Raw genomic sequence first — 25630 nt, 5'->3', positions numbered from 1 at the left:
AGAAAATTAATTTTGTTTCGGGTAAATAGTAGTAAGAAATTCTGCGAACGATCTTTCTACATTTACTATATCTCCCGATTTAAAATTAAGTCCTCCTTCTGAACTTGCATGATTGGCCCGAACACCTGCAGGCAAAATAAGGAAGTATTGAACCGGCTGCCCCTCTTTATAGGAGAGATTAATTTTGGAACCTAAGAGCCTACCAACGGAAATACTTTGCATATCACCTGGCACTAATTCCGATTCTATATAAGATTTAGGTTCTAGGACCACGACTTTATTATTGATCCTAACTTTGATAGGCTTGTCATAGGAGGAAATCAAATAGACCTTATTGTCTCGCACCGGCTTTTTTGCCACTTCATATAGATTCAAATAATAATGAGACCTATTAAGCTTATAGGGACTCTGATCGATCGTCTCCAAGGATTTCAGTTCAAAGGCATTTGCTCCGATGCTTTTTGCCTTCTTATAGATCTTATCAAAGAGATCCGTTTCGCTCATTGCATACTCTTGAATTTCCAACTCGCCTAAATAGACTTTCTCTTTCTCAGAGGAATCTACTTTATATAGGAACTTATCCGTTCGATCACTAATTTTCTCAGCCTTGCTCAAAGTGACTTGCTGAGCAAACCCCAATTGAACGCCTAAGAATAAACTAAGTAAGAGGGACTTCTTTATCATTCTTTCGTGGTTAATAATTCAACAGTCTCTTCTAAACTTACGTCCCAGTATTTCGGTTCAATGCCATACACCTTCTCAATCTTATCCAGTGCCATGGTGCTGCGTTTTGGTCTCGGAGCCGGAGTGGGATAATTTGAGGTATCAATACGATTAAGCTGGATCTCACTCTTCGAGAGCTGTGCAATCTTCGAAGCAAATTCAAACCATGTAGTTTCCGGATAATTGGAAAAATGGAAAATCCCATAGACTTTTTCTCGATGAGAAATAATATCCAGGATCGCCTGGGCTAAATCATTGGCATTTGTGGGCTGTCCAAACTGATCGTGTACAATCCCTAGTTCTTTCTTTTGTTCAAAAAGATTTAGCATGGTCGTCACAAAATTCTTACTAAACTCGGAGTAGAGCCAGGAAGTACGCAGGATTACAGTTCGGGGGTTGGCTTCAAGCGCCAGGATTTCTCCTTCTCGTTTGGAAGCTCCATAGACTCCAAGTGGACTCGTGAAGTTGTCTTCCTCGTAGGAGAGGTTAGTATCCCCATCAAAAACATAATCCGTTGAGATGTGAATAAGCTCTACTCCATACTCTTTGCAAGCAAAGGCAAGATTTTCAACTCCCTGAGCATTGATTAAAAAAGCTCTCTCCCCTTCGCTTTCCGCTAAATCTACGGCCGTGTAGGCAGCCGCATTAATACAGTAGTGAGGCTTAAAATCCTCAAATACCTCCTCGATACTCGAACTGTTTGTAATATCAAGTTCATTGGAACTGCAGAACTTGAACTTGTACTCTAGTTCATACTGCGCAGAAAGCTTTTCTAAACATTGACCTAGCTGTCCACGTCCTCCAGCAACCAGTATTTTTTTCCTTTTATTATGCATGCTTATTTTGTTTTCGTAAGAATTCGGTTCTTGACTGAAAATCCTTTTGGGGTAAATCTACCAAATACTTGTGAAAAAGCTCACTCGTCTCCGGTGGATGAACCTGCGATTTTCGTGTTTTAAGGTTAAAGTAAATCACTGTAATCCATAAAACGCTATGAATGGTTTGCCCATCCTCACTCTTCATGAGGATCTCCACTTTAGAGATTCGATCTCGCACCTCTATCGTTTTGCTGGAAATCACAACTTTTGAATTGTATTTCACCTCTTTCAAATAGGCAATCTCATTTTGTATTGCAATCCAGGTACAACCTGTTTGCTTCATATATTGTTCGTAGGTAAAGCCGTAGAATTCTTCTACGTGGTCCTCTCTTGCATTGAGCATGTACTCTAAATACTTGACATTATTTAAATGCCCGATGGGGTCACAGTCGGAGAAGCGAACCTTTACACTGCTTGAAATCTCGTTTATCATTTGACAAAAATAAAAAAACCACCCTTATAAAGGATGGTTTTGTGTTTTAATAATTAGAAATTATAGTCCTAGCTCTTTTCTAACGAGCGCAGTTGCATCCGCTCCTGCTTTGTAGATCAGACCTGAGTTATTTGCATCAAAGATGAATTCCCATCCGTTGGCTTTGGCTACTTTCGTTACGGCATCGTTGAACTTTTTCTCAATTGGAGCGTACGCGACGTTGGTTTTATCCATTAAATCCTTCTGAGCTGCTTGTTGCAATTGCTCTAGGTTTCCTCTTAATTTAGCGAGCTCTTGGTTACGTTGCTCGTTAATCTGTTGAGTTTGCGTCGGCGCTTCTTTGCTGTATTTTTCAAAAAGATCGTCTGCTGCTTTCGCTTGCTTTTCTAGCTCAGCTCCTTTAGAGTTACGAAGTGCTAGTAATTGATCATCTGCTTTCTTCTTCTCTGGCATTAAATTTAAAACTGCTGCTACATCTAATGAAGCTATCTTCTGAGCTTTTGCTACCCCTACAGACATTACCATCATTACGGCCGCAAATAATACACTTAGTTTTTTCATAATAGGTCGTTAAATTATTTTAATTGTTGTTGTTTACTTCTACTGATTTTAGATTGTACGATTGCCTAAAAGTTAAATTCCCGGCAAATCAGATCGCAAATCTAATAATTTTTACTAATTAATTTTCATTTTTATTAGGATACTTTTTAAGAGTCCTATGCTCTATAAACAAGAACTATGCCTTGCCCCTCCTTCAAATCGTAACGCATTGCTACAGAGACTGATTCATTAGGAAGTGAGTCTGCCATCCAGAAGGTTCGCTTGTACCAATCGGCGAATCAAATCCATAGGCGAAGTCAAATCCAATCAAACCAAAGGCACCCATATAAACCCGGATTCCTACCCCAGCAGAGCGCTTAAGCTGGAACGGATTAAAAGTACCCCATGAATTCCATGCGTTCCCTCCTTCCACAAATCCAAGTGCATAGATCTTTGCAGTTTGGTTTAAGGAAATTGGATAGCGGAGTTCCGCGGACAATCGGCTATAAATAGTCGCCCCTCCGTAAGGAGTAATGTCGTACGGAGACGAAGGAGTATATCCGGTAGTCGAAGCGTTTTCATATCCACGAAGTGGAATTAACTCACGCCCATCAAATCTTCCTCCAAAAAGTCCAGTCCCTCCCACGTAAAAACGTTCAAATGGAGGTGGGCCTAATTCTTTATTGTATCCGTTCATAAAGCCCATTTCCGCTGTACTACGTAAAACCAGTTTCCCGATCACCGTATTGTAGGTATCTGCTTTCAATTTCACTTTATAGAACTCCATCCATTGGTATTTTTCAACCGGAGACATGTTTGAGTAATCTTTATCACTTAACAAAGAGTACGGCGGTGTAAATTTCACAGTCGCCTCTATATTGGATCCCGTCGTAGGGAAGATAGGGTCAAAACCGGCAGAATTTCTAGTAAGTCCAATATTGAACGTGAAGTTCTTCGCATTACCATAGTATTCGGTGGTTTCCCCGAACTGGAATGGATAGTTTTCAAAATTATAAGACTGGAACTGTACTCCTGTGTATAAAGAGAACCAATCGTCTGGCCAGCTAAGTCTTCTATTTAGTCCCGCATTTGCAGAGAAAATACCTAATTTCTGATCCATACCGAAGGAATCGGTATAATTTACTTTCGAGTAATTAACTCCTACAGACAATGCCGTAGGTTTACTTCCAAATAGCCAAGGCTCCGTGAAGCTAATTCCATAATTCTGGAAATACTGTCCGGCTTGTGCTTGCACCGAGAAAGTTTGTCCATCCCCTTGCGGTACAGGTTTAAATTCTTTAAATCGGAGGAAGTTTCTAAGAGAGAAGTTATTGAAAGTTAATCCAAGAGTTCCAATAAAGGAGTTCCCTCCATACCCTGCTTGCAACTGCACTTGGGATGAACCTTTCTCTACCACCGTCCAATGCATATCCACAGAGTTATCTTGTGGGTTGGGAGATATGTTTTGACCTAACTGTTGTGGGTCAAAATAAGGAAGTCCAGCAAGTGTGAAATAGGTTCTTTTAATCATAGATTTAGAGAACAAATCGCCCGGCTTGGTTTCCAGTGCTCTTAAAATTACGTGGTCATGAGTGGTTGTGTTACCCGACCAGGTCACTCGGTTCCAAGAAGCTTTCTCGCCCTCGTTAATTCGGATTTCTAAATTAATGGAATCTCCGACAACCGATTTCTCTACCGGTACAACCTGGGAGAATAAATATCCATTATTTAAATAAAGGGACTTGATGTCGGTGTCGTCTTCCGCACCGCCGTCTTCGCCCACTTTCTTATTAAATCCGACCGCATCATAGATGTCACCGCTTTTGTATCCAAGGAGTTTTTCTAATACCTCTGTGGAATACGTAGTATTGCCTAGGAACGAAATATCCCCAATGTAATATTTTTTCCCTTCGTTTAGTTTTACATTGACTTCAATGTCATTTTTCGGATTTCTCCAAACCGAGTCGGACACGATTTGCGCATCTCTAAACCCTAAGGATTGGTAGTAGTTGATTAGATTTACTTTGTCTTCCTCGTACTTTTCCTTGATGAATTTAGAAGACTTCAAGATACCGCCGATTCCAAAACGTTTTTGCTTGGTTTCTTTAAACCCTTTCTTTCTTAATTTTGCATCGGAAACACTATCGTTGCCCTCAAATTCAATGTGGGCAATTTTGATACGACGACCTCTGTCCACCTCGATGGTCCAGTCGACAAGTTCGGGATCGCTTGCATTGACTTTGTCCTCAATCGTCAATTTCGCATCGGCATATCCCTTGCCTACATATTCCAATGGAATTTTTGATTTGATGGAGGAAACCAAATCACTAGTGATTTTCGTTCCCGGTTTCAAGTTGTAGTCCTTTACAAATTTTTCTTGCTTAGACTTGGTAACCCCTTTTCCTTCAAACTTAACTTCCCCAAGTTCTTTTAGGTCTTCAAGCTTGAATCGAAGAACCACTTGTTCTCCCTCGATATTCTCCACATAGACTTCTACGACAGAGAAAATATTCTGCTCCCAGAGTCTTTTGATTGCGGAACTGATTCGCTGTCCTGGAATTTCTACTTTCTCATTCTTATTGAGGCCTGTAAAACGCAGAATCTGAGCAGGGGAGTATTTTTTTACACCGTCAATCACGATATCCTTCAGGAAATACACTCCCTGTTGGTCTTGCTCGGCTACCGCAGCATTTTGCTCCTGCGAACCGCTGGTGGGCGGCGTTTCTTGGCCATAAAAATAGGCCGAAGCCGCAAACATGATGATGGGTATGAATTTTAATCTCATCTTTATAATCTAAGTCTAATCTATATCTCTTTTATTTTCGCTTTCTAGCTGTTCGCTGATCTTTCCGTATCTTCTTTCTTTGCATTGGTAATCCAAAATGCATTTAAAGAAGGCTTCTCGATCAAAGTCGGGCCAAAAAATATCTAAAAACTGAAGTTCTGCATAGGCAATTTGCCACAACAGAAAATTACTAATTCGAACCTCGCCACTGGTTCGTATCAAAAGGTCTACTGCAGGAAACGAGCGCGTATACAAATGGTCCTCAAAAACGGCCTCTGTAATTTCACTGGAATTCAATTCCCCCTTTTTAACCTTTTCACTTATCGCTTGAACGGCGTTTAAAATTTCTTTCTGTGACCCATAGCTTAAGGCAAGAATAAGATTGCCATTATTGCTCTCTTTGGTCAACTCCATCATGGTTTCCAATTGATCTCTCACGAGATCGGGCAATTTCTCAATTTCTCCAATCACATGAAGCCTTAGCCCTTTTGTATATATGTTTTCCGCTTCTAATAGAAGGGTTTCTGACAAAAGATTCATCAGACTGTTCACCTCAGACTTCGGACGATTCCAATTTTCAGAGGAAAAGGTGTAGAGAGTTAGGTAGGGAATCCCAATTTCATTGCATGCGTTTATTGCATCACGAACTGCTCGAACCGCACTTTGGTGTCCAAAGGTACGCTGCTCACCGCGCTGTTTTGCCCACCTTCCGTTACCATCCATGATAATGGCTACGTGTTTTGGTAGTTTATTCAGATTTAGTTCGTCTTTATAACTCTTCATATTACTTCTACAGGCCTGCAATCTATTGCTTAAATCTATACCTATCTTGGAAATCCTAATTCAATAAAGGATTTTATTCCTAGACTCATCTTCAAATTACTAGTTTTCCTTTGAAAGGGTCTTTAGAGTCCAATTCCAAATTTGTGCAAATATAAAACAATTTTACATTAACGAAATTCTTAATAGATAGTTAAATTAGACTAAATTCTTATAAAATTGACCTCATTTTGAGGCTTTAAAATCACAAGGGAATTATTTACTTCGTGCTAAGGAAGATTTTACGCTTCCGATCTTAGGTAAGCTCATTCAAAAACCGAACGAGTCGAGGGCTTAGCTCTCCTCGTTTCGCTAGGTCATAATCTTTCTGAGAGCAGGCTAAATTGCTTTGCATTTCTTCCGCATTTCCAAAATACCAAAGTGAGGAGAACGTATCGCGATGGAACGCATACTCACCTTGCGGCGTAAGCACCCAAAACGTCTCGTAACTGCGATTTTTAGGATGAGAGGACTGAATGTTGATCCCTTCAATCAAATACCAAATCATTTGCGCAGCCAATTGAAGATTTAACTCGCTTTGGGAATCTAGTTCCAAATTGAACAGCCCTACGCTTTTGAGATTCTGAGATAGTCCTACTTCCTTCATTAAGGCGCACACTTCGCGGCGGTTCAATCCATTCACCTGTGGGTGAATAGAGAACGGCGTACTAAAACTCTCGACCGCATCACAGTTTAAGGTCACTAGATCTGAACTTCGCAAATACGGTTCGATCGATTCCATCCCGTTCATCATCTCCGCTAGTCTAACTTCTTGAAAATCCACTTCTTTTAAAAGGCTGATGCTGTCTAATTGACTTAAATGCTTTTGGTAGCCTAAATGATGATAATTTTTGATTTCGAAGTGCTTGGATGCGAAAATCCGACTTAGAAAATTCCTTTCGTTTATCGTATCCTCTTCGTTCTCAAGCGAGATATAGTTTGAAATTTGCGAATAGGAAATCTCCTTTTGATGAAAATCAAGTGCACTGTAGAGCGAAAAACTCAAATCACTACTCCCCCCAATCACAATGGGAATGGTTTTATTATAATGGCAAGCGGATAAAACTTCTTGCAAAACATAGCTAGTATCCTCGCTTGATTTTCCTGAAATTAAATCCCCAAAATCGTACATGGGAACTTGAAAATCATGCGATGAGAGCTGAAATAGCTCTTTTCTTAAAAAATGAAAATCACGGGCATGCGCTTTTCGTCCTGCCCCCCGGTAATCTGAGACGAAGAGTAAGGCAATTCCTCCTTGAACGAGTTCATTTTGAAAAAGGCTTCCTAATTGCCATTTTTTGGTTCTAATTTCCCCAGGTGCGGCAATAAAATCTTGGTAATTCATAGCATGCAATGATCGAAGTCGAAATTTTAGTAAAAACCCTCAGAGCTTTGGCTCTGAAGGCTAGGTTTAGTTTTTCTTCTTATTTTGTTTTTGTACCTCCTTTCGCTGCGGAAGGTTTCTTTGCCGCCGCTTTTTTAGGAGCTGCCTTTTTGGCGGCGGGTTTCTTTGCCGCCGGCTTCTTCGCGGCCGCTTTCTTAGCTTTGAATGCACTTGGATCTTGTTCGGTGATCCATTTCTTCACTTGCTCGAGATCTACTTCTTTTAATTCTTCTTGAGAATATTTTTCGCCCTCATCGTTCTTTGGGATCTTGAAGTTTGCTTTACCGAACTTAATAAAAGCGCCCCACCTTCCGTTTTCAATTGCGATTTTCTCGTCTTGCCACTGCTGTACATAGCGATTGGCCTCCTTTTCTAGTTTTGCGGCAATTAATTCCTCGATATCGTCTTTTGATAGATTCTCAAAATCATACTTTTTGGGTACATTTACATACAGATCCTTGTACTTTAAGAAGGGGCCAAAACGTCCTTTGCCTTTGGTGACAGGTTCACCTTTGTAGGTGGAAACGGGCGCATCTGCAATTTTTTTCTCCTCAATGAGCTCTGTAGCTCTTTTCTGATCGATGCTCAAAGGATCTTCTCCTTTGGGTATACTTATAAAGGTATCTCCCCATTTCACATAAGGACCGAATCGGCCTACCGCTACACTTACTTCTTTCCCTTCAACCGGTTGAAGAGAGAACGGAAGCTTGAATAGCTCTAAGGCCTCTTCAAGAGTAATGGTGGCTATGTTTTGATTTGCCATCAAACTTGCAAACGTCGGTTTCTCTTCGTCGTCCGATTCCCCAATTTGAATCATCGCTCCGTAACGCCCCATTCGCGCGTAAATCGGTTTGCCTGTTTTTGGATCGTCTCCTAATTTTCGTTCTCCTGTGGCGCGTTCTGCCGTTTCCTCTACATTCTCAATTCTGGGATGGAAAAACTTATAGAATTCCCCCATCATCGTTTGCCAAGGTTTTTGTCCGTCGGCAATTTCGTCAAACTCTCGTTCCACTTTCGCGGTAAAGCCATAATCCAGAATTTCCGCGAAGTTTTGAGTCAAAAATTCATTGACCACTTCGCCGATATCGGTCGGAATAAATTTATTGCGATCTCCACCGTATTTCTCTACGAGGACTTCACGAACAATTTCTTTTTCAAGAGTGAGCCTTACGGCCTCTCTTTCCATCGGTTCTATTTCTCTCTTGTCGACATATTCACGGTTTTGAATCGTCTGAATCGTCGGCGCATAAGTAGAGGGTCGACCAATGCCAAGTTCTTCTAATTTCCGAACCAAAGCGGCTTCCGTATAGCGCGCAGAAGGTTTTGTATATTTTTGAGTGGCCGCAATTTGTGTGTAGGAAAGAATCTCTCCAATGTTTACTCGCGGAAGGATTTTATCATTCGTGTCTTCGTCCTCATCCTCGTTTTTGTTAATTCCATACGCTTTTAAAAAGCCTTCGAACACGATTACTTCTCCTTGTGCTTCAAAATGGGGGGTCACGTTCACAGCCCCAATTTCAATAACTGTTTTCTCAATTTTCGCATTTGACATTTGCGAGGCAAGTGTCCTGCGATAAATTAATTGGTATAATTTATTGAGTTGTGCATCTCCTATGCTTTTAAGAGAAAAGTCCGTAGGACGAATCGCCTCGTGAGCTTCTTGAGCAGAGGCCGATTTGGTTGTGTAGTTTCTAGGATTCGAATACTCCTCTCCAAATTCGGATATAATTTGAGCTTTCGCCCCGTTTATTGCTTCTTGCGATAGATTCACACTGTCCGTTCTCATGTAGGTGATAAATCCTTCTTCGTATAGCCTTTGAGCGAGACGCATGGTCGAGGTCACATTGTACCCTAGTCGAGAAGAAGCTTCCTGCTGAAGGGTTGAAGTGGTGAACGGAGCAGAGGCCGAGCGGGTCCCTGGTTTCTTTTCTACATTAAGCACTTTGAATTCACTTCCTTTTGCTTTCTCTAGAAATTCAGAGGCAAGTTCTTCGCTTTTAAAATCCCCTTTTAGCTTTGCAGGCAAATCTGCTTTTTCTTTGGTTAAGAAATTCGCACTCACCTTATAAGAAGAGGCGGAATTAAATTCCCGTATTTCTTTTTCCCTCTCTACAACTAATCGTACGGCAACGGACTGAACACGTCCTGCAGAAAGTCCCGTTTTGACTTTCTTCCAAAGAACAGGGGACATTTCAAATCCTACAATTCTATCTAACACGCGTCGTGCCTGCTGTGCGTTTACAAGATTTTGATCAATGGATCTTGGGTTTTCCACCGCTTTTAGAATCGCATTTTTTGTAATTTCATGAAAGACAATTCGTCTTGTATTTTCACTTTTTAATTTTAGTTCTTGCGCAAGATGCCACGCAATCGCTTCTCCTTCGCGGTCCTCATCCGAAGCGAGCCAAACAATCTGTGCTTTTTTTACTGCCGCTTTTAATTCGCTTACAATTTTTTTCTTGTCTGGGGACACTTCGTAATCGGGAGTAAAGGTTTCAAGGTCAATGCCCATCCCTTTCTTAGGCAGATCTCTAATGTGTCCAAAACTGGATTTCACCTCAAAATCACTACCAAGATACTTTTGAATGGTTTTTGCTTTCGCTGGGGATTCGACAATCACTAAATTCTTTGACATCCTCAATTATTTTTTGCAAAAGTAGAGTTTTTTTTACATTTGTCCGTTTTTCACTAGACAATTGCCCTTCAAGTTGACACTTGGGCACCCTAATTTCCATAAGAAAAGATGCTTTTCCCACTTTATTTTGGAGTAAAATGTCCTAAAACTCCTAAATTCGCAGTACCAATACGGCGAAAATTGAGAAATTTCATCACCAGTACAATTCAAAGCCAGAAAGTCTTCTATCGTTATTTTAGAAAGAAAGGCTTACGGCGCTTTTTGAAGGAAAACATTCTTCAAAGCGAAGGCAGTGCGAAAAACAAAGCGCAGTCCATCGCCTTGGGAGTATTCATTGGCTTTTCTCCTTTTTGGGGACTGCACACAGTACTTGCCCTTAGCCTTAGTACACTCTTAAAAAGAAACAAAACCCTTACTTTCATTTCTTCTCAAATTACAATCCCTCCTGCCATTCCCTTAATCTTGTATTTGTCTATGCTGATTGGGGCTCCTTTCGTGGGGTCCACCAAAAGCTTTGATTTGTTTGAACTTAGCATCGAAGTGGCCAAACAGCATCTACTTCAATACGCGGTGGGAAGTTTGATTCTTGCCACTCTTATGTCTCTTGTCCTTGGGCTACTTTCTTATTTTCTCATTCTAAAATTTAATCCAAAAACAAACCCGAAAGCTTCCCTCAAAAAACCAAACCTATAGCTCTTAAAATTTCACTAAAATTCCTTATATTCGCACACTTAAATTCAATGCAGATAATATTGACAATGAAGAAGTTTAACGAATATAAAAATCTTGATTTATCTTCCATCGCGAGTGGAATTTTAGAATCATGGGACCAGGAGCAAACGTTCAAAAAATCGGTTGAAATTCGTGACGGACAGCCCGAATTTGTATTTTACGAAGGACCTCCCTCCGCCAATGGGATGCCCGGCATTCACCATGTCATGGCTAGAACCATCAAAGATATATTCTGCCGCTTTCAAACGCAAAATGGCAAAAAAGTCTTTCGAAAAGCAGGATGGGATACCCATGGACTTCCGATTGAACTTGGAGTAGAAAAAGAACTTGGAATTACCAAAGAAGATATTGGCGTCAAAATCTCAGTAGAAGACTACAACGAGGCTTGTCGCAAAGCGGTAATGCGCTATACGGATGTATGGAATGATTTGACTCAAAAAATCGGCTATTGGGTCGATTTGGAGGATCCTTATATCACGTACACCTCTAAATACATGGAAACGGTTTGGTGGTTACTTAAAAACATCTATTCCAAGGACTTACTTTACAAAGGATACACCATTCAACCCTATTCGCCTAAAGCAGGAACGGGGCTTTCTTCCCATGAATTAAATCAACCGGGAACCTATAGGGATGTCTCCGACACCACGATTGTGGCTCAGTTCCGAGTAAAGCAGCTGAGCGAAAGTCTCTCCCATTTACAAAAAGAGACTCCGATCGACATCCTGGCCTGGACGACCACTCCTTGGACACTCCCTTCGAACACAGCGTTAGCCGTAGGAAAGGAGATCGATTATTTGCTAGTCAAAACCTTTAATCAATATACCTTCGAACCCCTTACGGTTATTGTGGCAAAATCACTGCTTGCCAAAAACTTGGGCAAAAAATTCAAGGAATCTTCTTTAGAAGAACTTGAAGCCTACAAGAGTGAGGACAAACTCATCCCGTTCCATATTTCGGCAGAATTCAAAGGAAAAGACCTACTTGGAACGAGCTATGAGCAGCTCATCCCTTGGTTCCTTCCCGCAAACGATCCTCAAGATGCCTTTCGAGTGATTGAAGGTGATTTTGTGACCACGGAAGACGGTACCGGAATCGTGCATATCGCACCTACCTTTGGTGCGGACGATAGCCGTGTCGCAAAACAAAATGGAATCCCTCCGATGCTTATTCGAGATACAAACGACAATTTAGTTCCTCTAGTGGATTTGCAAGGCCGTTTTGTAAAAGGAGGAAAAGTCCCTGAAGCTTTTGCAGGCAAATACATTAAGAATGAGTATTACGATGAAAACCAGGCACCCGAAAAATCTTGGGACGTGGAACTTGCCATTTTACTTAAGACAGAAAACAAAGCGTTCAAAGTAGAAAAATATACCCACAGTTACCCACACTGTTGGAGAACGGATAAACCGGTACTCTACTATCCACTCGATTCTTGGTTTGTAAAAATGACAGCCGTGAAAGAGCGTCTAGTCGAATTAAATACACAAATCAATTGGAAACCCAAAAGTACAGGAGAAGGACGTTTCGCGAACTGGTTAGAAAACGTGAACGATTGGAACCTTTCGCGATCTCGCTATTGGGGCATTCCTCTACCTATCTGGAGAACGGAGGATTCCAAAGAAGAAAAAATCATCGGTTCCATTGAGGAGCTAAAGCAGGAGATAGACAAATCAGTTGCTGCAGGGTTCATGAATGAGAATCCGCTTGGTCAATTTGTTCCTGGGGATATGAGTGAAGAAAATTACCTGAAAGTAGATCTTCATAAAAATTACGTGGATCAAATTACACTCGTTTCCGACAGTGGAAGCCCTATGAAAAGGGAAAGCGATCTGATTGACGTTTGGTTTGACTCAGGTTCTATGCCGTACGCGCAATTGCACTACCCTTTTGAAAACCGGGAGCTTATCGACGAAAGAAAAGCATTCCCTGCCGATTTCATAGCAGAAGGAGTGGACCAAACCCGAGGTTGGTTCTATACGCTTCACGCTATTTCCACGGCTGTCTTTGATAGTGTGGCCTATAAAAATGTGGTCTCTAACGGACTCGTACTTGACAAAAACGGTCAAAAAATGTCTAAACGTTTAGGCAATGGAGTTGATCCTTTTAAAACGTTAGAAGATTTCGGTCCCGATGCAACGCGTTGGTACATGATCTCTAATGCAAACCCTTGGGAAAACCTGAAATTCGACCCTCAAGGAATTGAAGAAGTAAAACGTAAGTTCTTTGGAACTCTTTACAATACCTACTCCTTCTTTGCTCTCTATGCCAATGTAGACAAATTTCAGTATAGCGAACAGGAAATCACAGACCGTCCCGAGATTGATCGATGGATCTTATCCGAACTTCACCTTCTTATCAAAGACGTGAAGTCCTATTACGAAGATTACGAACCGACCAAAGTGGCGCGTGCAATCAATACGTTTGTCAACGACAACTTAAGCAATTGGTATGTAAGACTTTGCCGTCGTCGCTTCTGGAAAGGTGAGTATTCAAACGATAAAATCTCAGCGTACCAAACCCTTTATACCTGTCTTGAAACAGTGGCTAAATTATCGGCTCCTATCTCTCCTTTCTTTATGGACAGACTTTACCGTGACCTCAACAAGGTCACAGGGAAAAATGAGGCGCAGTCTATTCACCTTACCGATTTCCCAGTATACGATGCGAGTTTAGTGGAACAGGATCTAGTGGAAAAAACGCATTTGGCGCAAAACATTACCTCAATGGTGTTCTCCCTTCGTAAGAAGGAAAACATAAAGGTGCGTCAACCGCTAACCAAGGTGATGATTCCTGTTTTGGATTCGAAAACAAAATCACAAATCTTAGCCGTAAGCGACCTAATCAAACAGGAAGTAAACGTCAAAGAGCTTGAACTTATCGATCCGAAGGAGGCAGGAGAACTCATTGTCAAACAAATTAAACCTAATTTCAAAACCTTAGGCCCTAAATTAGGAAAGGATATGAAAAAGGTAGGACAAGAGATTCAAGATTTCACCTCTGCGCAGATTCAGACCCTTGAGGCAGAAGGAAAAACTCTAGTTTCAGGATACGAAATCAACCTTGAGGACGTGGAAATCTCGACTAAAGACATTCCGGGCTGGACCGTTACAAGTGATGCGAAACTAACAGTCGCTCTAGACTTAACCCTAACAGAGCAGTTGAAGGCCGAAGGCATCGCTAGGGAGTTCATTAACCGTATTCAGAACATCAGAAAGGACAAAAACTTTGATCTTACAGACAGAATTTCTGTAAAATTAAAAGCCGACGGCCCTTTCACGAGTGAGCTTCAGGCGAACTCAGAATATATTTCCGCCGAAGTATTGTCGGATAAAATAGAATTTGTAAATTCACTCTCAATTTTTGAGCAAATTGAAATCGACGAAATTCAATTTCAAGTTGAAGTGGAAAAATTAAAATGATAATTGCTGGATGTCTTTTAGAAAGAACATCCTATTAACAAAAAAATCAAGCAACCATGGCAGAAGAAAGACAACGCTACAGCGATGCAGATTTGAAAGAATTCAAAGAACTCATTGTCGCAAAAATAAATAAAGCAGAAAAAGACTTAGGACTTATCAATGAGAGCTTTATCAACGATCAAAATAACGGGACGGATGACACCTCTCCTACCTTCAAAGCATTTGAAGAGGGAGCGGAAACCTTAAGCAAGGAGCAGAATGCAATTCTGGCCGGACGTCAAGAAAAATTCATCCGTGATTTAAAGCACGCCCTGATTCGTATTGAAAACAAAACCTACGGGGTATGCCGTGTGACTGGAAAATTAATTCCAAAAGATCGCTTAAGAGCGGTACCGCATGCTACATTGAGTATTGAAGCGAAAAACATGCAGCGCTAAATTTTATTCTGTAAAAACCTGGACTATTTCCAGGTTTTACAGAAATACGCATTCAATCTCATTATGAAAAAAATCGCTCTGATCACTTTGATTATTTTGGTCATTGACCAAGTTTCAAAGTTTTATATCAAAACTAATTTCCAACTCGGAGAAAGCAGTCCCGTACTAGGACTCGAATGGTTTCGAATTACCTTTGTAGAAAATCCGGGTATGGCCTACGGGTTCCACTTTGGAGGACTCCTTGGGAAATACTTTCTCGTCATTGTACGTCTCTTCTTAATCGGAGGTATGGTCTATCTCTTTAGTAAGTGGATCAAACAGGGAATGAATTCCAATTATCTACTGATCCCGATGGCAATGATTTTTGCAGGTGCAATCGGAAACTTAATCGACGGAATGTTCTACGGAATGATCTTCGACAGCGGTACGGTATACGACACTAGCATTGAGAGATGGATTGATTACGGAGGCGTCTCTGAAACCGTACCTTTTGGACAAGGATATTCATCCTTCATGAAAGGGTGTGTCGTGGATATGTTTCACTTTCCCCTTGTCGATTGGCACGTTCCCGAAAGCTGGCCGCTGATTGGAGGAAAACAGATTGAATTTTTTAAATACATTTTCAATGTGGCCGATTCCGCCATTACCCTTGGTGCACTACTTTTGTTAACCTTCCGTAAAAAAGCATTTCCAAACGGAATGGATTTCTAGGGAATCACTCCCTAACTAACTATTTTTACGATTTTAGTCCCTTTGAATAAATAATAAAATGTCAAGAATACTCACTGGAATTCAAGCGACAGGAACCCCCCATTTAGGCAATCTTTTGGGTGCGATTTTCCCTGCAATTGAACTCTCGAAAAACCCACAAAACGACTCTTTCCTTTTTATTGCGAATTTGCACTCCCTAACGTTTATTAAAGACGCGGAAGTTCTTCGCCAAAATACCTACGAAATCGCAGCGGCATGGCTTGCCTGTGGACTTGATCCCAACCGGACCCATTTTTACCGCCAAAGTGATGTACCTCAAGCGACGGAACTCGCTTGGCACCTATCCTGCTTTTTTCCTTACCAAAGACTCACTCTAGCTCATTCGTTCAAAGACAAAGCGGATCGAGTACAAGATGTCAACGTCGGACTCTTCACCTATCCTGTATTAATGGCGGCTGATATATTACTTTACGATGCAGAAATTGTTCCCGTAGGAAAAGACCAATTACAGCATTTGGAGATGGCTCGGGATATGGGCGCAAGATTTAACAATCAAATGGGAGAGGTCTTTGTTCTTCCTAAAGCGGAACTACAAGAAAACACAAAGTATGTTCCGGGAACAGACGGACATAAAATGTCAAAATCTAGAGGAAACATCATCAACATCTTCTTACCAGAAAAAGAGCTGAAAAAGCAAATCATGTCCATTGAGACGGACTCTACGCCGCTCGAAGATCCTAAGGATCCAAACACAGACAAAGTCTTTGCGATATACGAATTGATTGCGACAAAAGAGCAGAGCGACGATCTCCGCGCAAAATACCTTGCAGGGAATTACGGCTATGGTCACGCGAAGAAAGAACTTTTAAATCTTATCCTTACTACCTACGAGCAAGAACGAGAAAAGTTTCATTATTACATGAATCACCTAGAAGAATTAGATGAAATCCTTTTGAAAGGAGCTGAAAAAACAAAAGCAGTGGCAAACCAAACGCTGCAAAGAGTTCGAGAAAGTTTAGGCGTATAGCCAAAACTCTAATAGTAACCTCCGCCTTTTTACTTGCAAAAAGGCGGATTTTATTTTTAAAAACTTTAGTGAAATTTTACCTCTCTACAAAAGGTCCTTGATTTCATGCAAAGAGCGAACAACCTCCACTCCAGGTGCTGTGTACCGGTCTTCAAAAACATCTAAGAAAATGGCGCGCATACCAAAATTAAGCGCTCCTTCCACGTCTGCAATCCAATCGTCTCCAATGTAAATAGAATTCTCTACTCTCGCATCTGTCTTGTCGAACGCCCATTGAAAAAGCTTTGGGTCTGGCTTTCTAATCTCAATTTCATCCGCGCTTGTAATGGTCTTAAAATAAGATTTAATTCCTGAGAGTTCGCATTTGCGAGCTGTCACCTCTTCAAACCCATTCGATAGAATATGCATTGTATACTTCTTTTCGCTTAGGTATTCCAGTAATTCAAAGGTTCCAGGAACCAGTTCGTTGTATTGCAAAATTTCATCCAGAAAACGACTCTCAAAAAGGGCGGCTAGCGGTGCATTGTCAATTTCAAAAGCACGAAAGGTATCCAAAAACCGATGGGTTCTTAAATAAGCTTTATCAATGCTTCCATTACGGATCTTAGCCCATAAATCTTCATTTACCGTATAATACTCTTTATAGAATTCGTCAAATTGAAGTCCGTACTGCTGCTGAATATTTTCCTGTTTAAAGAGACCCGCCAAAGTCAATTCGGCATTCTTTCGGTGGTCCCAAAGGGTGTTGTCTAGATCAAAAAAAAGATGGTTAATCATAGGTTCAAATTTACTAAAAATCAATTCGTAATGGAAAGATTAACGGCTCAATCTCTTTGATTTATCCTGAATGAATTTATAAAAATGTGCAGAAGTACGCTGCCTTCTTTGAAAGTAGAAGCAGGAGGGTACGACTCGAACTTAAGAAATGAGTTGAAAAGTAGAATTCGTTCTTAATTAAGGAGCTCGCCTATCATTACAAAGGGTAAGTTCAGCGCCAAGTTAATATTGAGCCCTTCCAGCTTTTTGCCATCTAGTCCTTTGTCATCAATTGAAAATCCATACCCCGCAGAGAGATCTAGAATCCCAAAAAGCGAAAATCCCACTTTAGGAGCAATGTACTTTGTGGTAAACTCTGCTCCGGCTAGAAAATAGTATGAATGGTAAAAGTCAACTCCCTTTTGAAAATTAAGCAAAACGTCTGTTTGCAACTTAGGCAGAACCTTCACCTCCCCTTCATGAGCCCCGATTAAAGCAGATCCTCCCACTCGGTAAAGTACATCGTCGTTACTTAACATAAGGGCTCGTAGTCCTACTTCTCCAAAACTCTGGTTTTGGTATACGTAACCCACATGCGCCATTTTATGAACCGTAAGTTGCGCTGCAAATGGGCTTAGAAGTAACACGAAAAACAGTAGGGAAAGCACTCGTTTCATTTCGGAAATATATTTAAGCAAATTTAGAAAAAGTTATGTGAAGTTCCTTAAGAAATAACAGCCTTCGAGAAAACTCTCGAAGGCTGCAATTCGTATTTTAAAAAAAAGGACTAGACTAAAGTCCAAATTTTGCTTTGATATCGTCTTGGCGGTCTAATTTTTCCCAAGTGAAGAATTCCAGACCTTCCAGGGTGAGCTCGTTGCTTTTTCCTTTGTTGAAAGTCTTGTTTCCAATATAATGCTCTCTTCCCATGTGGCCATAGGCCGCCGTTTCTTGGTAAATAGGATTTCTTAGTTTTAAGTTTTGCTCAATCGCATAGGGGCGTAAATCAAAAAGTTCAAGAACTTTCGCCGCGATCTCGCTGTCACTTAGTCCCACCTTGCCCGTTCCATTCGTTGTAATGTTTAGACCACATGGCTCTGGAACTCCAATGGCATAAGACACCTGTACTAAAACCTCGTCCGCTACTCCTGCAGCTACTAAATTCTTTGCGATGTGTCGCGTGGCATAGGCCGCACTTCGGTCCACTTTCGACGGATCCTTTCCTGAGAAAGCTCCTCCACCGTGGGCCCCTTTTCCTCCGTAGGTATCTACAATGATTTTTCGACCTGTAAGTCCTGTATCTCCATGAGGTCCTCCAATGACGAATTTCCCGGTAGGATTGATGTGGTATTTAATCTGGTCATTGAATAAATCTTGAACCTCTAGTTTCTGATTTGCTTTCACGCGCGGAATCAGGATCTCGATCATGTCTTTTCGAATCTTAGCTAGCATTTCTTGGTCTGCTCCAAATTCATCGTGCTGGGTTGAGACTACGATCGAATCAATTCGAATCGGTTTGTGATCGTCGGAGTATTCAATGGTCACCTGAGATTTTGAATCTGGACGCAAATATGGAATTACTCCCTCCTTACGAAGGATTGCCAACTCTCTTAAAATGGTGTGTGCCAAATCGAGTGCGAGTGGCATATAATGAGCCGTTTCGTTAGTGGCATACCCAAACATCATTCCCTGGTCTCCTGCACCTTGCGCATTGGCTCTAAGTTCAAAGTCTTCCCCTTCAATTACACGATCCACTCCCTGATTAATATCGGGCGATTGATCGTGAATCGCGGAAATTACACCGCAAGAATCTCCTGCGAACATATATTCTCCTTTCGTGTATCCAATTTGGTTAATTACGTCTCTTGCGATAGACTGTACATCAAGATAAGTACTGGATTTTACCTCGCCGGCAAGTACCACTTGACCCGTGGTCACTAAGGTCTCACAGGCCACTTTCGAACTCGGATCGTAGGCTAGAAAATGATCAATTAAGGCGTCTGATATTTGGTCCGCAATTTTATCTGGATGCCCCTCAGAGACAGACTCAGATGTAAATAAATAAGGCATATTAAGTTTCTTATATTAAAGATTATACGTACGAAAAAGTGCAGAATTGCAAAAGAAACTAAAATAGAAAAATATCTGTTTTAGCATTTTTTTACGAGGTTGCAATCAGCACAAATTTTTCCTCTGCTTTCACTGGGCAAATTTACAGACTATATTCCAACTCTGCAAAAAAACTAACGGGCTTTTCTTTTACTGGGGTCGAACGCCTACGAATTCTTCGGGAGCATTATTGTAGTTTAATTTTGGCTCCACTGAAGACTTGATTGCTTGGACTAACTCATCTACAATTTTTTGCTTGTACGTGGGCTTATAATAAATTAAACTAACTTCCCTATACGGAAAAGGCTTTCTGAATCGATGCAACTTCTGCTTTTGCTCACTGGACAATTGTCCTTGAGCTAGCTCGGGTATCACCGTGACACCTCCCACTCGATCCACCATCTGCACTAGGGTATTGATGCTGGAGGCTAAGAAGTCTAAATTCTTTGGCTTTAGAGAGTTCTCCTTCAACTTACATATGTTCTCGAATTGAGTGCGAAGACAGTTTCCTTCTTCTAAAAGCCATACTTTCTCTACATCAAGTTCCTCTGGAATCACAAAGGAATCTTCCTTTGAATCTAAATCGCTTGAATAAACCATTAATTCCTCGTTAAAGAGAAACTCATGATAGAATTCGCTTGCTGCTTCGTAGGGTGTAGAAATAATTCCTGCATCTAACTCACCGGACTTTAATCCTTTAATGATTCCATCGGTGGTCATCTCCTTCACTTTCATTTCAATCTTTTCATGGGTAGAAAGAAAGTCGAAAATTTCTGTAGGCAGAATGTAGGTAGAAATTGTGGGGATAATTCCGAGGGTAATTTTCCCTCCTAATACATTGTTTAACAAATCGGCTTTGCTTCGTAGCTCATTGACGGCATCAATTACTTTCTTGGCTTGCACAATAATTTCAACACCCACATCGGTCGTGCGTATAGGATGGGTGGTTCGGTCAAAAACTTTCACATCTAATTCGTCTTCGAACTTTTGAATCATCGCACTTAAAGTAGGCTGCGTAATAAAACACGCCTGCGCGGCTTTTCCGAAATGTCGAAACTTATCTACGGCGATTAGGTACTCTAACTGTTGAATATTCATTGTGGATGTATTAGCACTTGCAAATATAGTTGTTTTCTATGGAATCACGCTCAACTTCAGCTCGAAAAGAAGCGCTTCGAGCTTACTCTAAAGGTCCTTTTTTTTCGACAACGATCACCCCATCGCTCTCCATTCCTCCTGGAATTGAAAGACTCATTTCCCTCATTTACAAGGCAAATTCGCATCTCATATGAGAAAAAAATACTAATTTGCATGTTCAAACGAAAATCAGAATTTCCATGAGTACGTACGATACAATAAAACTATCAAAGAACGAGCATTACACACTTTTAACAATCTCTCGTCCGCAAAGCTTAAACGCCCTAAATTCCCAAACTATTGAAGAACTTTCGGCTGCACTGGATGAGCTCGATAAAGATTTGAGTTGTCGCGTCGTTATTCTCACAGGGGAAGGCGAGAAAGCTTTTGTCGCGGGAGCGGACATCAAGGAGTTTAGTGATTTCACCACGGAGCAAGCAGAAGAACTTGCACGAAAAGGACAAGACCGTCTGTTTAATAAAATTGAAAATCTTTCCAAACCCGTCCTTGCTGCTGTCAACGGCTTTGCGCTTGGCGGAGGATTAGAGCTTGCCATGGCCTGTCATATTCGATACGCATCCACCAATGCAAAACTAGGTCTCCCGGAAGTAACCCTTGGGCTTATTCCTGGATACGGTGGAACGCAAAGACTTCCAAAATTAGTAGGAAAAGGACATGCAAATGAACTTATTTTTTCAGCCAAAATGGTGAGCGCAGAAAAAGCAAAAGAAATTGGACTCGTGAATGAGGTTTTTTCGCAGGAGGAATTGCTTGCGCAGACGATCTTACTTGCACAGACGATCGCGAAAAACTCGCCTCAAGGAATCTCTAGAGCCATTAAAGCGGTAAATTTATCGGACAGCTCAGAGGGATTTGATTATGAAATTGAACAGTTTGGAGTACTCTTTGAACTGAGCGATAAAAAAGAAGGCGTGAGTGCCTTTTTAGAGAAAAGAAAACCTAAATTTTAAACATTCTCAAACCGGAAGCTTTGGATAGAAATGAAACTATGGTAAGTTATAACAAATTTGATCTTGCATACCTTAAAATGGCACAAGAATGGGCGAAACTTTCCTATTGCCAACGTAAAAAAGTGGGTGCATTGGTGGTGAAGGACCGTATGATCATTTCGGACGGTTATAACGGCACACCCTCGGGGTCTGAAAATCAATGCGAAGATTGCGAAGGAAATACACACTGGTATGTGCTGCATGCCGAGGCGAATGCCATCCTTAAACTCGCAAGTTCGACCCAGTCTGCGAAAGGCGCTACGCTTTACATTACCTTATCTCCTTGCAAAGAATGCAGTAAACTAGTCTTGCAGTCGGGCATTTCCCGAGTGGTCTACATGGACGCCTACTCCGACAATCAAGGCATTTCCTTTTTGAAAAGCCACGGGGTCGAAGTTTTACAAATTGAACGAAGCGAAATTATTAAATCTGAGTAAATGAAGTGGGAAGAGAGACTTAACGATTTTGAACATTTTTTAAGATTCGAAAGGCAGTTTTCGGACAATTCAGTCGATGCCTACCTTCGGGATTTAATGAAGCTAAGTGATTTTGCCACGACCGAGCTCCAAGTTACTCCGGATTCGATCACGTATGCTCACCTTCAAGAGTTTTTGTACCATTTATCAAAAGAAAAATTAAGTGAGAGAACCCAGGCTCGCTGGGTGTCCTCCACGAAAGCATTTTTTAAATATTTGTTAGAAGAAGAAATTCGATCAGACAACCCGGCCACCCTCCTCGAGGGACCCAAACTAGGCCTCTATCTCCCCGACACACTTAGCTTTGAAGACGTAGAAAAAATTATGCAGGCCGTGGAACAACAAACTCCACTTGGACAGCGTAATTATTGCATTATTGAAGTTTTGTACGGATGTGGCCTTCGCGTTTCCGAATTAATTGATCTCAAAATTTCAGCCATTAACTTTAAAGAAGGCTATCTAAAAGTGGTGGGAAAAGGAAACAAAGTGCGTTTCGTTCCCTTGGCAGCGTACACCGCTAAACTCATTAAAAATTACATTCATGAGGTGCGCTCTTCCTACAAAATTCATAAAAAATTTGAAGACCATCTCTTCCTTAACAGCAGAGGCTCTTCCATGTCTAGAGTGATTGTATTTATCATCATTAAAGAACTTGCCGAAAAGGCTGGGATTCATAAAAAAATATCCCCTCACACCTTTCGACATTCTTTTGCCACTCACCTGCTTCAAAACGGTGCCGACCTTCGTTTTATTCAAGAAATGCTTGGTCATTCCAGCATTACGACCACAGGAATTTACACCCATCTAAAAACAGACGAATTGCGGCAAGTGATTTTAAATTTCCATCCTAGAAATGCGAAATAATGAAAGGAGGGACTGAGTTAAAATATTGCCCCCATTGTGGAAATAGCAGTCTTACTTGGGACGGAGAGAAACGTTGGAGTTGTACGCAATGTCAATTTACGCTCTATCATAATTGTGCGGCCGCCGTGGCGGTCGTTATTCGCTGCGAAGATGAAATTTTAGTAACCAAAAGAAATTTGGACCCCGGAAAAGGTTTGCTCGATTTACCCGGAGGGTTTGTCGATCCTAACGAAAGTGCTGAACAGGCTTGCTCCCGTGAAGTGCGTGAAGAACTTAAAATCGAACTGGAACTAAATTCTCTAAAAATTCTTAAGTCTAGACCCAACGAATATCCGTACAAAGGGATACTCTACCACACACTTGATCTTTTCGTAGAGTATCGGGTCAATGAAAAGCCTCCAATTACAATCGATCGGGGCGAAATTCATTCCGTCGAATGGATGAATCTAAATCAATTAGACCTCACTAAGTGGGCCTTTGAATCGCAAAAAAAATTTCTCAGCACGTACAAATAAATCAATTACGGCGTTTGTTCAAGTATCCCTTGGAAATAATCTACAAGTAATTTTCTTTGTCTTGCATCAAGTCTGGCCTTAGGATGCTGAGCCACATACCCTGCAATAGGCATTTTACTCGCTTTTACCACTTCAATTGAGTTTTCGAGTCTGTCCGTTTTGAGATCGTGATTAGCCGTCTCCCAGGTGGAGAAATTAAGGTGAGTCCTCGCTTTGTTCACATTATGCTTGATAGACCAAGAAAGAGGAGCCACGTACGCGACATTCGGATAGCGGGTTTCGTTCGAATGACAATCATAACAAGAAGTACGAAGAACGCTACGAACTTCCTTAGGGGTATTCATAACGTGTACAAAATCTTCCGAAGCCTTTACGGGAGGGTTCGTTCGGTCGACCGGAATAAACTGAATTAGTGCAAAGACAATAAGACCGTAATAAAGAATGTTTAGTAGAGTTTTTTTCATAAGGGTTGTACGCTCTGCTCTAAGGAATCGATAGGGACTTTAAGAGAGTCTGTAGTGGACTTCTCCACTGAGAGGTCCATGAGAGGATCCGGCTGAATGTTCGGGGTCTCAGTCGATCCGGTCGTTAAATCCCAACTTTCTCGGTTCTCCCAAAGTCCTCGAATCTCAATTCGTTTCGGAAATACAAAAACCGGTTCGGCATATTCAAAGTTTGCGAAATCAGCCGCATCCCAAACTCCATTTCCATTTTGATCCACTAAAATTCGCAATTGATACGTGGCGGGTGGTATTTCGGTAAACCGGTGCTCGGAGCCTTCTGCCAAACGTTGAAACTTGACCACTTCGTTTTGATCTAGAAACTGAATCCAGAATTTAGACTGCGGTGCGCCCTGCAATTGAAGGACTAAGGTACCGTAATTTTCTTCCTTGTCTACTTCAAAATTAAATTGGTAGGCCTTCTCATTGGAAATATAATAAGAACTTACACTTTCTTTTGGAAGGGTTAAACTGTATTTTTTTCCGCTCTCAAAGTGGGCATCGATCTTTAATTTTTTCGGATCGATCTCATCGATTAGTGTTTTAAACTCTAGGGTCGTCACGCTGTCCACTTTCAAGGACCAATTCTGCGAATTCACAGTATCAATCGGATAATTTGAGATAATTTCAAAAGGAGAATTCGGTGGAATGACATTTCCTTTCGCATTGGAAAGTGTCATTTCATTTTGTGGATTCAATCGATAGAATAAGGAGGCTTCCCCGGTTTTATCGTCTGCCTGATAGGAAAGCTTAATGTTTTCACTTTGCGTAATTCCAATGTCTTCCTTACGAGCATCGAACCAAACATGGAGCGAATCCGAATAAGGCTTATAGGTGACTTTGTAATCCTTTATCCGATCGTCCAATTGAACAGAAACGGACCTTGGCTCCCCTTCAAAGAAAAGAGTAAATCCACCAATGGATTCTTTTGTCTCTTTGTATCGGATGGGTTTCTTGCTTGGATAAAGGGTAATGGGAAGACCTGAAATGCTTTGCTTCAAGTCAATCGTATCTTTTAGAAAAGCGACCTTTTCTTCTCCTGCGTCAAAGACTGAATTTTGATTCTCATCTTCAAAAGCTAGCAATCGATAGATTCCGGGAGTCAGGTAGTTTAGCTCATAGTATCCGTCTGGATCCGCTTTGGTAATGTAGTATGGCTTAACTCGGTAGTCCATAGAGTCTTTTTCTTGATAAAGACCCACCACGTAATCTGATTTTCGGGTCGGCTGAAGTTCGTCTTCCTCGCGCGTTCTAAGCATCCCATCTTTCACCTCTCCACTGATATAGGTTTCATCCAAATAATCTCCCGTAGAAAATGCATAATTAAAATAGGAAAGTACATTCCCTTCGTTTAGGTCCGCTATAGCGTTTCCAAAATTCAGATTATAAGTTGTATTTTCTAGCAAAGGTTCTTCCCACTCGATTAGGACGTATTTATTTCCTAACATCGAGGGTAGAATCCTCTTGATCTTAATGGGCGGAGAAATTGTAAGGTTACGTTGCACGTCCTTTAACGTCACGTATTCATCAAAATCAAGCTGAAGTGATTTAAGGGAAGTCGGAACGTTGATTCGGGTGGTGTCAATATTAGACCCCATAAATCGAGGGGCAAGCGAATCCTTCGCTCCTCCTTCGGGGGAGCCTACCCTAGCGCAAGAGGTTAGAATAAGGCTTAAACCTAAAAAGAAAACCAGCTTTTTCATGCAAATACTTTAGGCAAATTTAATCATTTATTGC

At 41.2% G+C, this 25630-nt stretch carries 23 protein-coding genes; 9 read left to right on the top strand and 14 right to left on the bottom strand.

The features are described from left to right. Window positions 1–6: 6 nt before the first annotated feature. From AC3IRX_RS08345 to topA, 8 genes are all read right to left on the bottom strand, one after another. Window positions 7–684, bottom strand: coding sequence for a hypothetical protein (locus AC3IRX_RS08345; RefSeq protein WP_489209641.1), 678 nt, complete (start codon window positions 682–684; stop codon window positions 7–9). After that, window positions 681–1559 (bottom strand): dTDP-4-dehydrorhamnose reductase, encoded by an 879-nt coding sequence (rfbD, locus tag AC3IRX_RS08340; protein ID WP_489209640.1) that lies wholly within the window; start codon window positions 1557–1559, stop codon window positions 681–683. The genes AC3IRX_RS08345 and rfbD overlap by 4 nt, the downstream gene beginning before the upstream one ends. Beyond that, on the bottom strand, window positions 1552–2034 hold the full coding sequence (locus AC3IRX_RS08335) for an acyl-CoA thioesterase (protein WP_489209638.1): 483 nt from the start codon (window positions 2032–2034) through the stop codon (window positions 1552–1554). The genes rfbD and AC3IRX_RS08335 overlap by 8 nt, the downstream gene beginning before the upstream one ends. A gap of 60 nt (window positions 2035–2094) precedes the next feature. After that, window positions 2095–2595 (bottom strand): OmpH/Skp family outer membrane protein, encoded by a 501-nt coding sequence (locus AC3IRX_RS08330; protein ID WP_489209637.1) that lies wholly within the window; start codon window positions 2593–2595, stop codon window positions 2095–2097. A gap of 211 nt (window positions 2596–2806) precedes the next feature. After that, a complete protein-coding gene (locus AC3IRX_RS08325) occupies window positions 2807–5359 on the bottom strand; it encodes a BamA/OMP85 family outer membrane protein (RefSeq protein ID WP_489209635.1) in 2553 nt (850 codons plus the stop codon). A 15-nt stretch (window positions 5360–5374) separates the two neighbouring features. Next, complete coding sequence (gene uppS, locus AC3IRX_RS08320) at window positions 5375–6142, bottom strand: polyprenyl diphosphate synthase (RefSeq protein WP_489209633.1); 768 nt, start codon at window positions 6140–6142, stop codon at window positions 5375–5377. A gap of 292 nt (window positions 6143–6434) precedes the next feature. Further along, on the bottom strand, window positions 6435–7523 hold the full coding sequence (locus AC3IRX_RS08315; protein ID WP_489209631.1) for an arginase family protein: 1089 nt from the start codon (window positions 7521–7523) through the stop codon (window positions 6435–6437). Between the two features lie 79 nt (window positions 7524–7602). Beyond that, the gene (gene topA / locus AC3IRX_RS08310) at window positions 7603–10197 is read right to left on the bottom strand and encodes a type I DNA topoisomerase (RefSeq protein ID WP_489209629.1); all 2595 of its coding nucleotides are present in this window, start codon (window positions 10195–10197) and stop codon (window positions 7603–7605) included. Between the two features lie 180 nt (window positions 10198–10377). Here topA and AC3IRX_RS08305 point away from each other — a divergent pair, with 180 nt between their 5' ends. The 5 genes from AC3IRX_RS08305 (at window position 10378) to trpS (ending at window position 16526) form a co-directional block, all read left to right on the top strand. Beyond that, window positions 10378–10890, top strand: coding sequence for a DUF2062 domain-containing protein (locus AC3IRX_RS08305; protein WP_489209627.1), 513 nt, complete (start codon window positions 10378–10380; stop codon window positions 10888–10890). A gap of 65 nt (window positions 10891–10955) precedes the next feature. Beyond that, window positions 10956–14351: an isoleucine--tRNA ligase gene (gene ileS / locus AC3IRX_RS08300; protein ID WP_489209625.1), complete on the top strand. Its 3396-nt coding sequence runs from the start codon at window positions 10956–10958 to the stop codon at window positions 14349–14351. Between the two features lie 56 nt (window positions 14352–14407). Beyond that, entirely contained in the window at window positions 14408–14788 is a 381-nt protein-coding gene (locus AC3IRX_RS08295) for a TraR/DksA family transcriptional regulator (protein ID WP_459082547.1), read from the top strand. A gap of 63 nt (window positions 14789–14851) precedes the next feature. Further along, window positions 14852–15499 (top strand): lipoprotein signal peptidase, encoded by a 648-nt coding sequence (locus AC3IRX_RS08290; RefSeq protein ID WP_459082549.1) that lies wholly within the window; start codon window positions 14852–14854, stop codon window positions 15497–15499. A gap of 58 nt (window positions 15500–15557) precedes the next feature. Next, a complete protein-coding gene (gene trpS / locus AC3IRX_RS08285; RefSeq protein WP_489209623.1) occupies window positions 15558–16526 on the top strand; it encodes a tryptophan--tRNA ligase in 969 nt (322 codons plus the stop codon). A gap of 84 nt (window positions 16527–16610) precedes the next feature. Here the strand turns inward: trpS and AC3IRX_RS08280 are convergent, their stop codons facing one another. The 4 genes from AC3IRX_RS08280 to AC3IRX_RS08265 form a co-directional block, all read right to left on the bottom strand. After that, a complete protein-coding gene (locus AC3IRX_RS08280; protein ID WP_489209622.1) occupies window positions 16611–17303 on the bottom strand; it encodes a YjjG family noncanonical pyrimidine nucleotidase in 693 nt (230 codons plus the stop codon). A gap of 173 nt (window positions 17304–17476) precedes the next feature. Continuing rightward, entirely contained in the window at window positions 17477–17959 is a 483-nt protein-coding gene (locus AC3IRX_RS08275) for a hypothetical protein (protein WP_489209620.1), read from the bottom strand. Between the two features lie 115 nt (window positions 17960–18074). After that, window positions 18075–19352 (bottom strand): methionine adenosyltransferase, encoded by a 1278-nt coding sequence (metK, locus tag AC3IRX_RS08270; RefSeq protein WP_489209618.1) that lies wholly within the window; start codon window positions 19350–19352, stop codon window positions 18075–18077. A 189-nt stretch (window positions 19353–19541) separates the two neighbouring features. After that, a complete protein-coding gene (locus AC3IRX_RS08265; protein WP_489209617.1) occupies window positions 19542–20489 on the bottom strand; it encodes a hydrogen peroxide-inducible genes activator in 948 nt (315 codons plus the stop codon). 239 nt (window positions 20490–20728) lie between these two features. Between AC3IRX_RS08265 and AC3IRX_RS08260 the strand changes: the two genes are divergently transcribed. The 4 genes from AC3IRX_RS08260 to AC3IRX_RS08245 are packed head-to-tail and all read left to right on the top strand — an operon-like array spanning window position 20729 to window position 23393. After that, on the top strand, window positions 20729–21499 hold the full coding sequence (locus AC3IRX_RS08260; RefSeq protein ID WP_489209616.1) for an enoyl-CoA hydratase/isomerase family protein: 771 nt from the start codon (window positions 20729–20731) through the stop codon (window positions 21497–21499). A 38-nt stretch (window positions 21500–21537) separates the two neighbouring features. Next, entirely contained in the window at window positions 21538–21975 is a 438-nt protein-coding gene (locus AC3IRX_RS08255) for a deoxycytidylate deaminase (RefSeq protein ID WP_459082563.1), read from the top strand. Beyond that, on the top strand, window positions 21976–22878 hold the full coding sequence (gene xerD / locus AC3IRX_RS08250) for a site-specific tyrosine recombinase XerD (RefSeq protein WP_489209615.1): 903 nt from the start codon (window positions 21976–21978) through the stop codon (window positions 22876–22878). It begins immediately after the preceding gene. Continuing rightward, window positions 22878–23393 (top strand): NUDIX hydrolase, encoded by a 516-nt coding sequence (locus tag AC3IRX_RS08245; protein ID WP_489209613.1) that lies wholly within the window; start codon window positions 22878–22880, stop codon window positions 23391–23393. Before xerD ends, AC3IRX_RS08245 begins: the two co-directional genes overlap by 1 nt. Before the next feature lie 5 nt (window positions 23394–23398). On the opposite strand, the gene AC3IRX_RS08240 is transcribed toward AC3IRX_RS08245, so the two are convergent. Together AC3IRX_RS08240 and AC3IRX_RS08235 are read right to left on the bottom strand one after the other, a co-directional pair. Continuing rightward, window positions 23399–23857, bottom strand: a complete 459-nt coding sequence (locus AC3IRX_RS08240; protein WP_459082569.1) for a heme-binding domain-containing protein — start codon at window positions 23855–23857, stop codon at window positions 23399–23401. Then, complete coding sequence (locus tag AC3IRX_RS08235; RefSeq protein ID WP_489209611.1) at window positions 23854–25596, bottom strand: Ig-like domain-containing domain; 1743 nt, start codon at window positions 25594–25596, stop codon at window positions 23854–23856. The genes AC3IRX_RS08240 and AC3IRX_RS08235 overlap by 4 nt, the downstream gene beginning before the upstream one ends. Window positions 25597–25630: the final 34 nt, after the last annotated feature.

It is taken from the genome of Epilithonimonas sp. KH_059 (assembly GCF_057838485.1).
The sequence above is the reverse complement of the archived record's forward strand: the minus strand, read 5'-3'. Positions and strand labels throughout refer to the sequence as shown.

Excerpts from the sequence above, each read along its gene's own strand:
- rfbD (WP_489209640.1), bottom strand. The coding sequence starts at position 1,559 with ATGCATAATAAAAGGAAAAAAATACTGGTTGCTGGAGGACGTGGACAG.
- AC3IRX_RS08280 (WP_489209622.1), bottom strand. The coding sequence starts at position 17,303 with ATGATTAACCATCTTTTTTTTGATCTAGACAACACCCTTTGGGACCAC.
- AC3IRX_RS08255 (WP_459082563.1), top strand. The coding sequence starts at position 21,538 with ATGGTAAGTTATAACAAATTTGATCTTGCATACCTTAAAATGGCACAA.
- uppS (WP_489209633.1), bottom strand. The coding sequence starts at position 6,142 with ATGAAGAGTTATAAAGACGAACTAAATCTGAATAAACTACCAAAACAC.
- AC3IRX_RS08325 (WP_489209635.1), bottom strand. The coding sequence starts at position 5,359 with ATGAGATTAAAATTCATACCCATCATCATGTTTGCGGCTTCGGCCTAT.
- AC3IRX_RS08335 (WP_489209638.1), bottom strand. The coding sequence starts at position 2,034 with ATGATAAACGAGATTTCAAGCAGTGTAAAGGTTCGCTTCTCCGACTGT.
- AC3IRX_RS08260 (WP_489209616.1), top strand. The coding sequence starts at position 20,729 with ATGAGTACGTACGATACAATAAAACTATCAAAGAACGAGCATTACACA.
- metK (WP_489209618.1), bottom strand. The coding sequence starts at position 19,352 with ATGCCTTATTTATTTACATCTGAGTCTGTCTCTGAGGGGCATCCAGAT.
- AC3IRX_RS08330 (WP_489209637.1), bottom strand. The coding sequence starts at position 2,595 with ATGAAAAAACTAAGTGTATTATTTGCGGCCGTAATGATGGTAATGTCT.
- AC3IRX_RS08345 (WP_489209641.1), bottom strand. The coding sequence starts at position 684 with ATGATAAAGAAGTCCCTCTTACTTAGTTTATTCTTAGGCGTTCAATTG.
- trpS (WP_489209623.1), top strand. The coding sequence starts at position 15,558 with ATGTCAAGAATACTCACTGGAATTCAAGCGACAGGAACCCCCCATTTA.
- AC3IRX_RS08235 (WP_489209611.1), bottom strand. The coding sequence starts at position 25,596 with ATGAAAAAGCTGGTTTTCTTTTTAGGTTTAAGCCTTATTCTAACCTCT.
- AC3IRX_RS08240 (WP_459082569.1), bottom strand. The coding sequence starts at position 23,857 with ATGAAAAAAACTCTACTAAACATTCTTTATTACGGTCTTATTGTCTTT.
- AC3IRX_RS08265 (WP_489209617.1), bottom strand. The coding sequence starts at position 20,489 with ATGAATATTCAACAGTTAGAGTACCTAATCGCCGTAGATAAGTTTCGA.
- AC3IRX_RS08315 (WP_489209631.1), bottom strand. The coding sequence starts at position 7,523 with ATGAATTACCAAGATTTTATTGCCGCACCTGGGGAAATTAGAACCAAA.
- AC3IRX_RS08290 (WP_459082549.1), top strand. The coding sequence starts at position 14,852 with ATGAAAAAAATCGCTCTGATCACTTTGATTATTTTGGTCATTGACCAA.
- ileS (WP_489209625.1), top strand. The coding sequence starts at position 10,956 with ATGAAGAAGTTTAACGAATATAAAAATCTTGATTTATCTTCCATCGCG.
- topA (WP_489209629.1), bottom strand. The coding sequence starts at position 10,197 with ATGTCAAAGAATTTAGTGATTGTCGAATCCCCAGCGAAAGCAAAAACC.
- AC3IRX_RS08245 (WP_489209613.1), top strand. The coding sequence starts at position 22,878 with ATGAAAGGAGGGACTGAGTTAAAATATTGCCCCCATTGTGGAAATAGC.
- xerD (WP_489209615.1), top strand. The coding sequence starts at position 21,976 with ATGAAGTGGGAAGAGAGACTTAACGATTTTGAACATTTTTTAAGATTC.
- AC3IRX_RS08295 (WP_459082547.1), top strand. The coding sequence starts at position 14,408 with ATGGCAGAAGAAAGACAACGCTACAGCGATGCAGATTTGAAAGAATTC.
- AC3IRX_RS08275 (WP_489209620.1), bottom strand. The coding sequence starts at position 17,959 with ATGAAACGAGTGCTTTCCCTACTGTTTTTCGTGTTACTTCTAAGCCCA.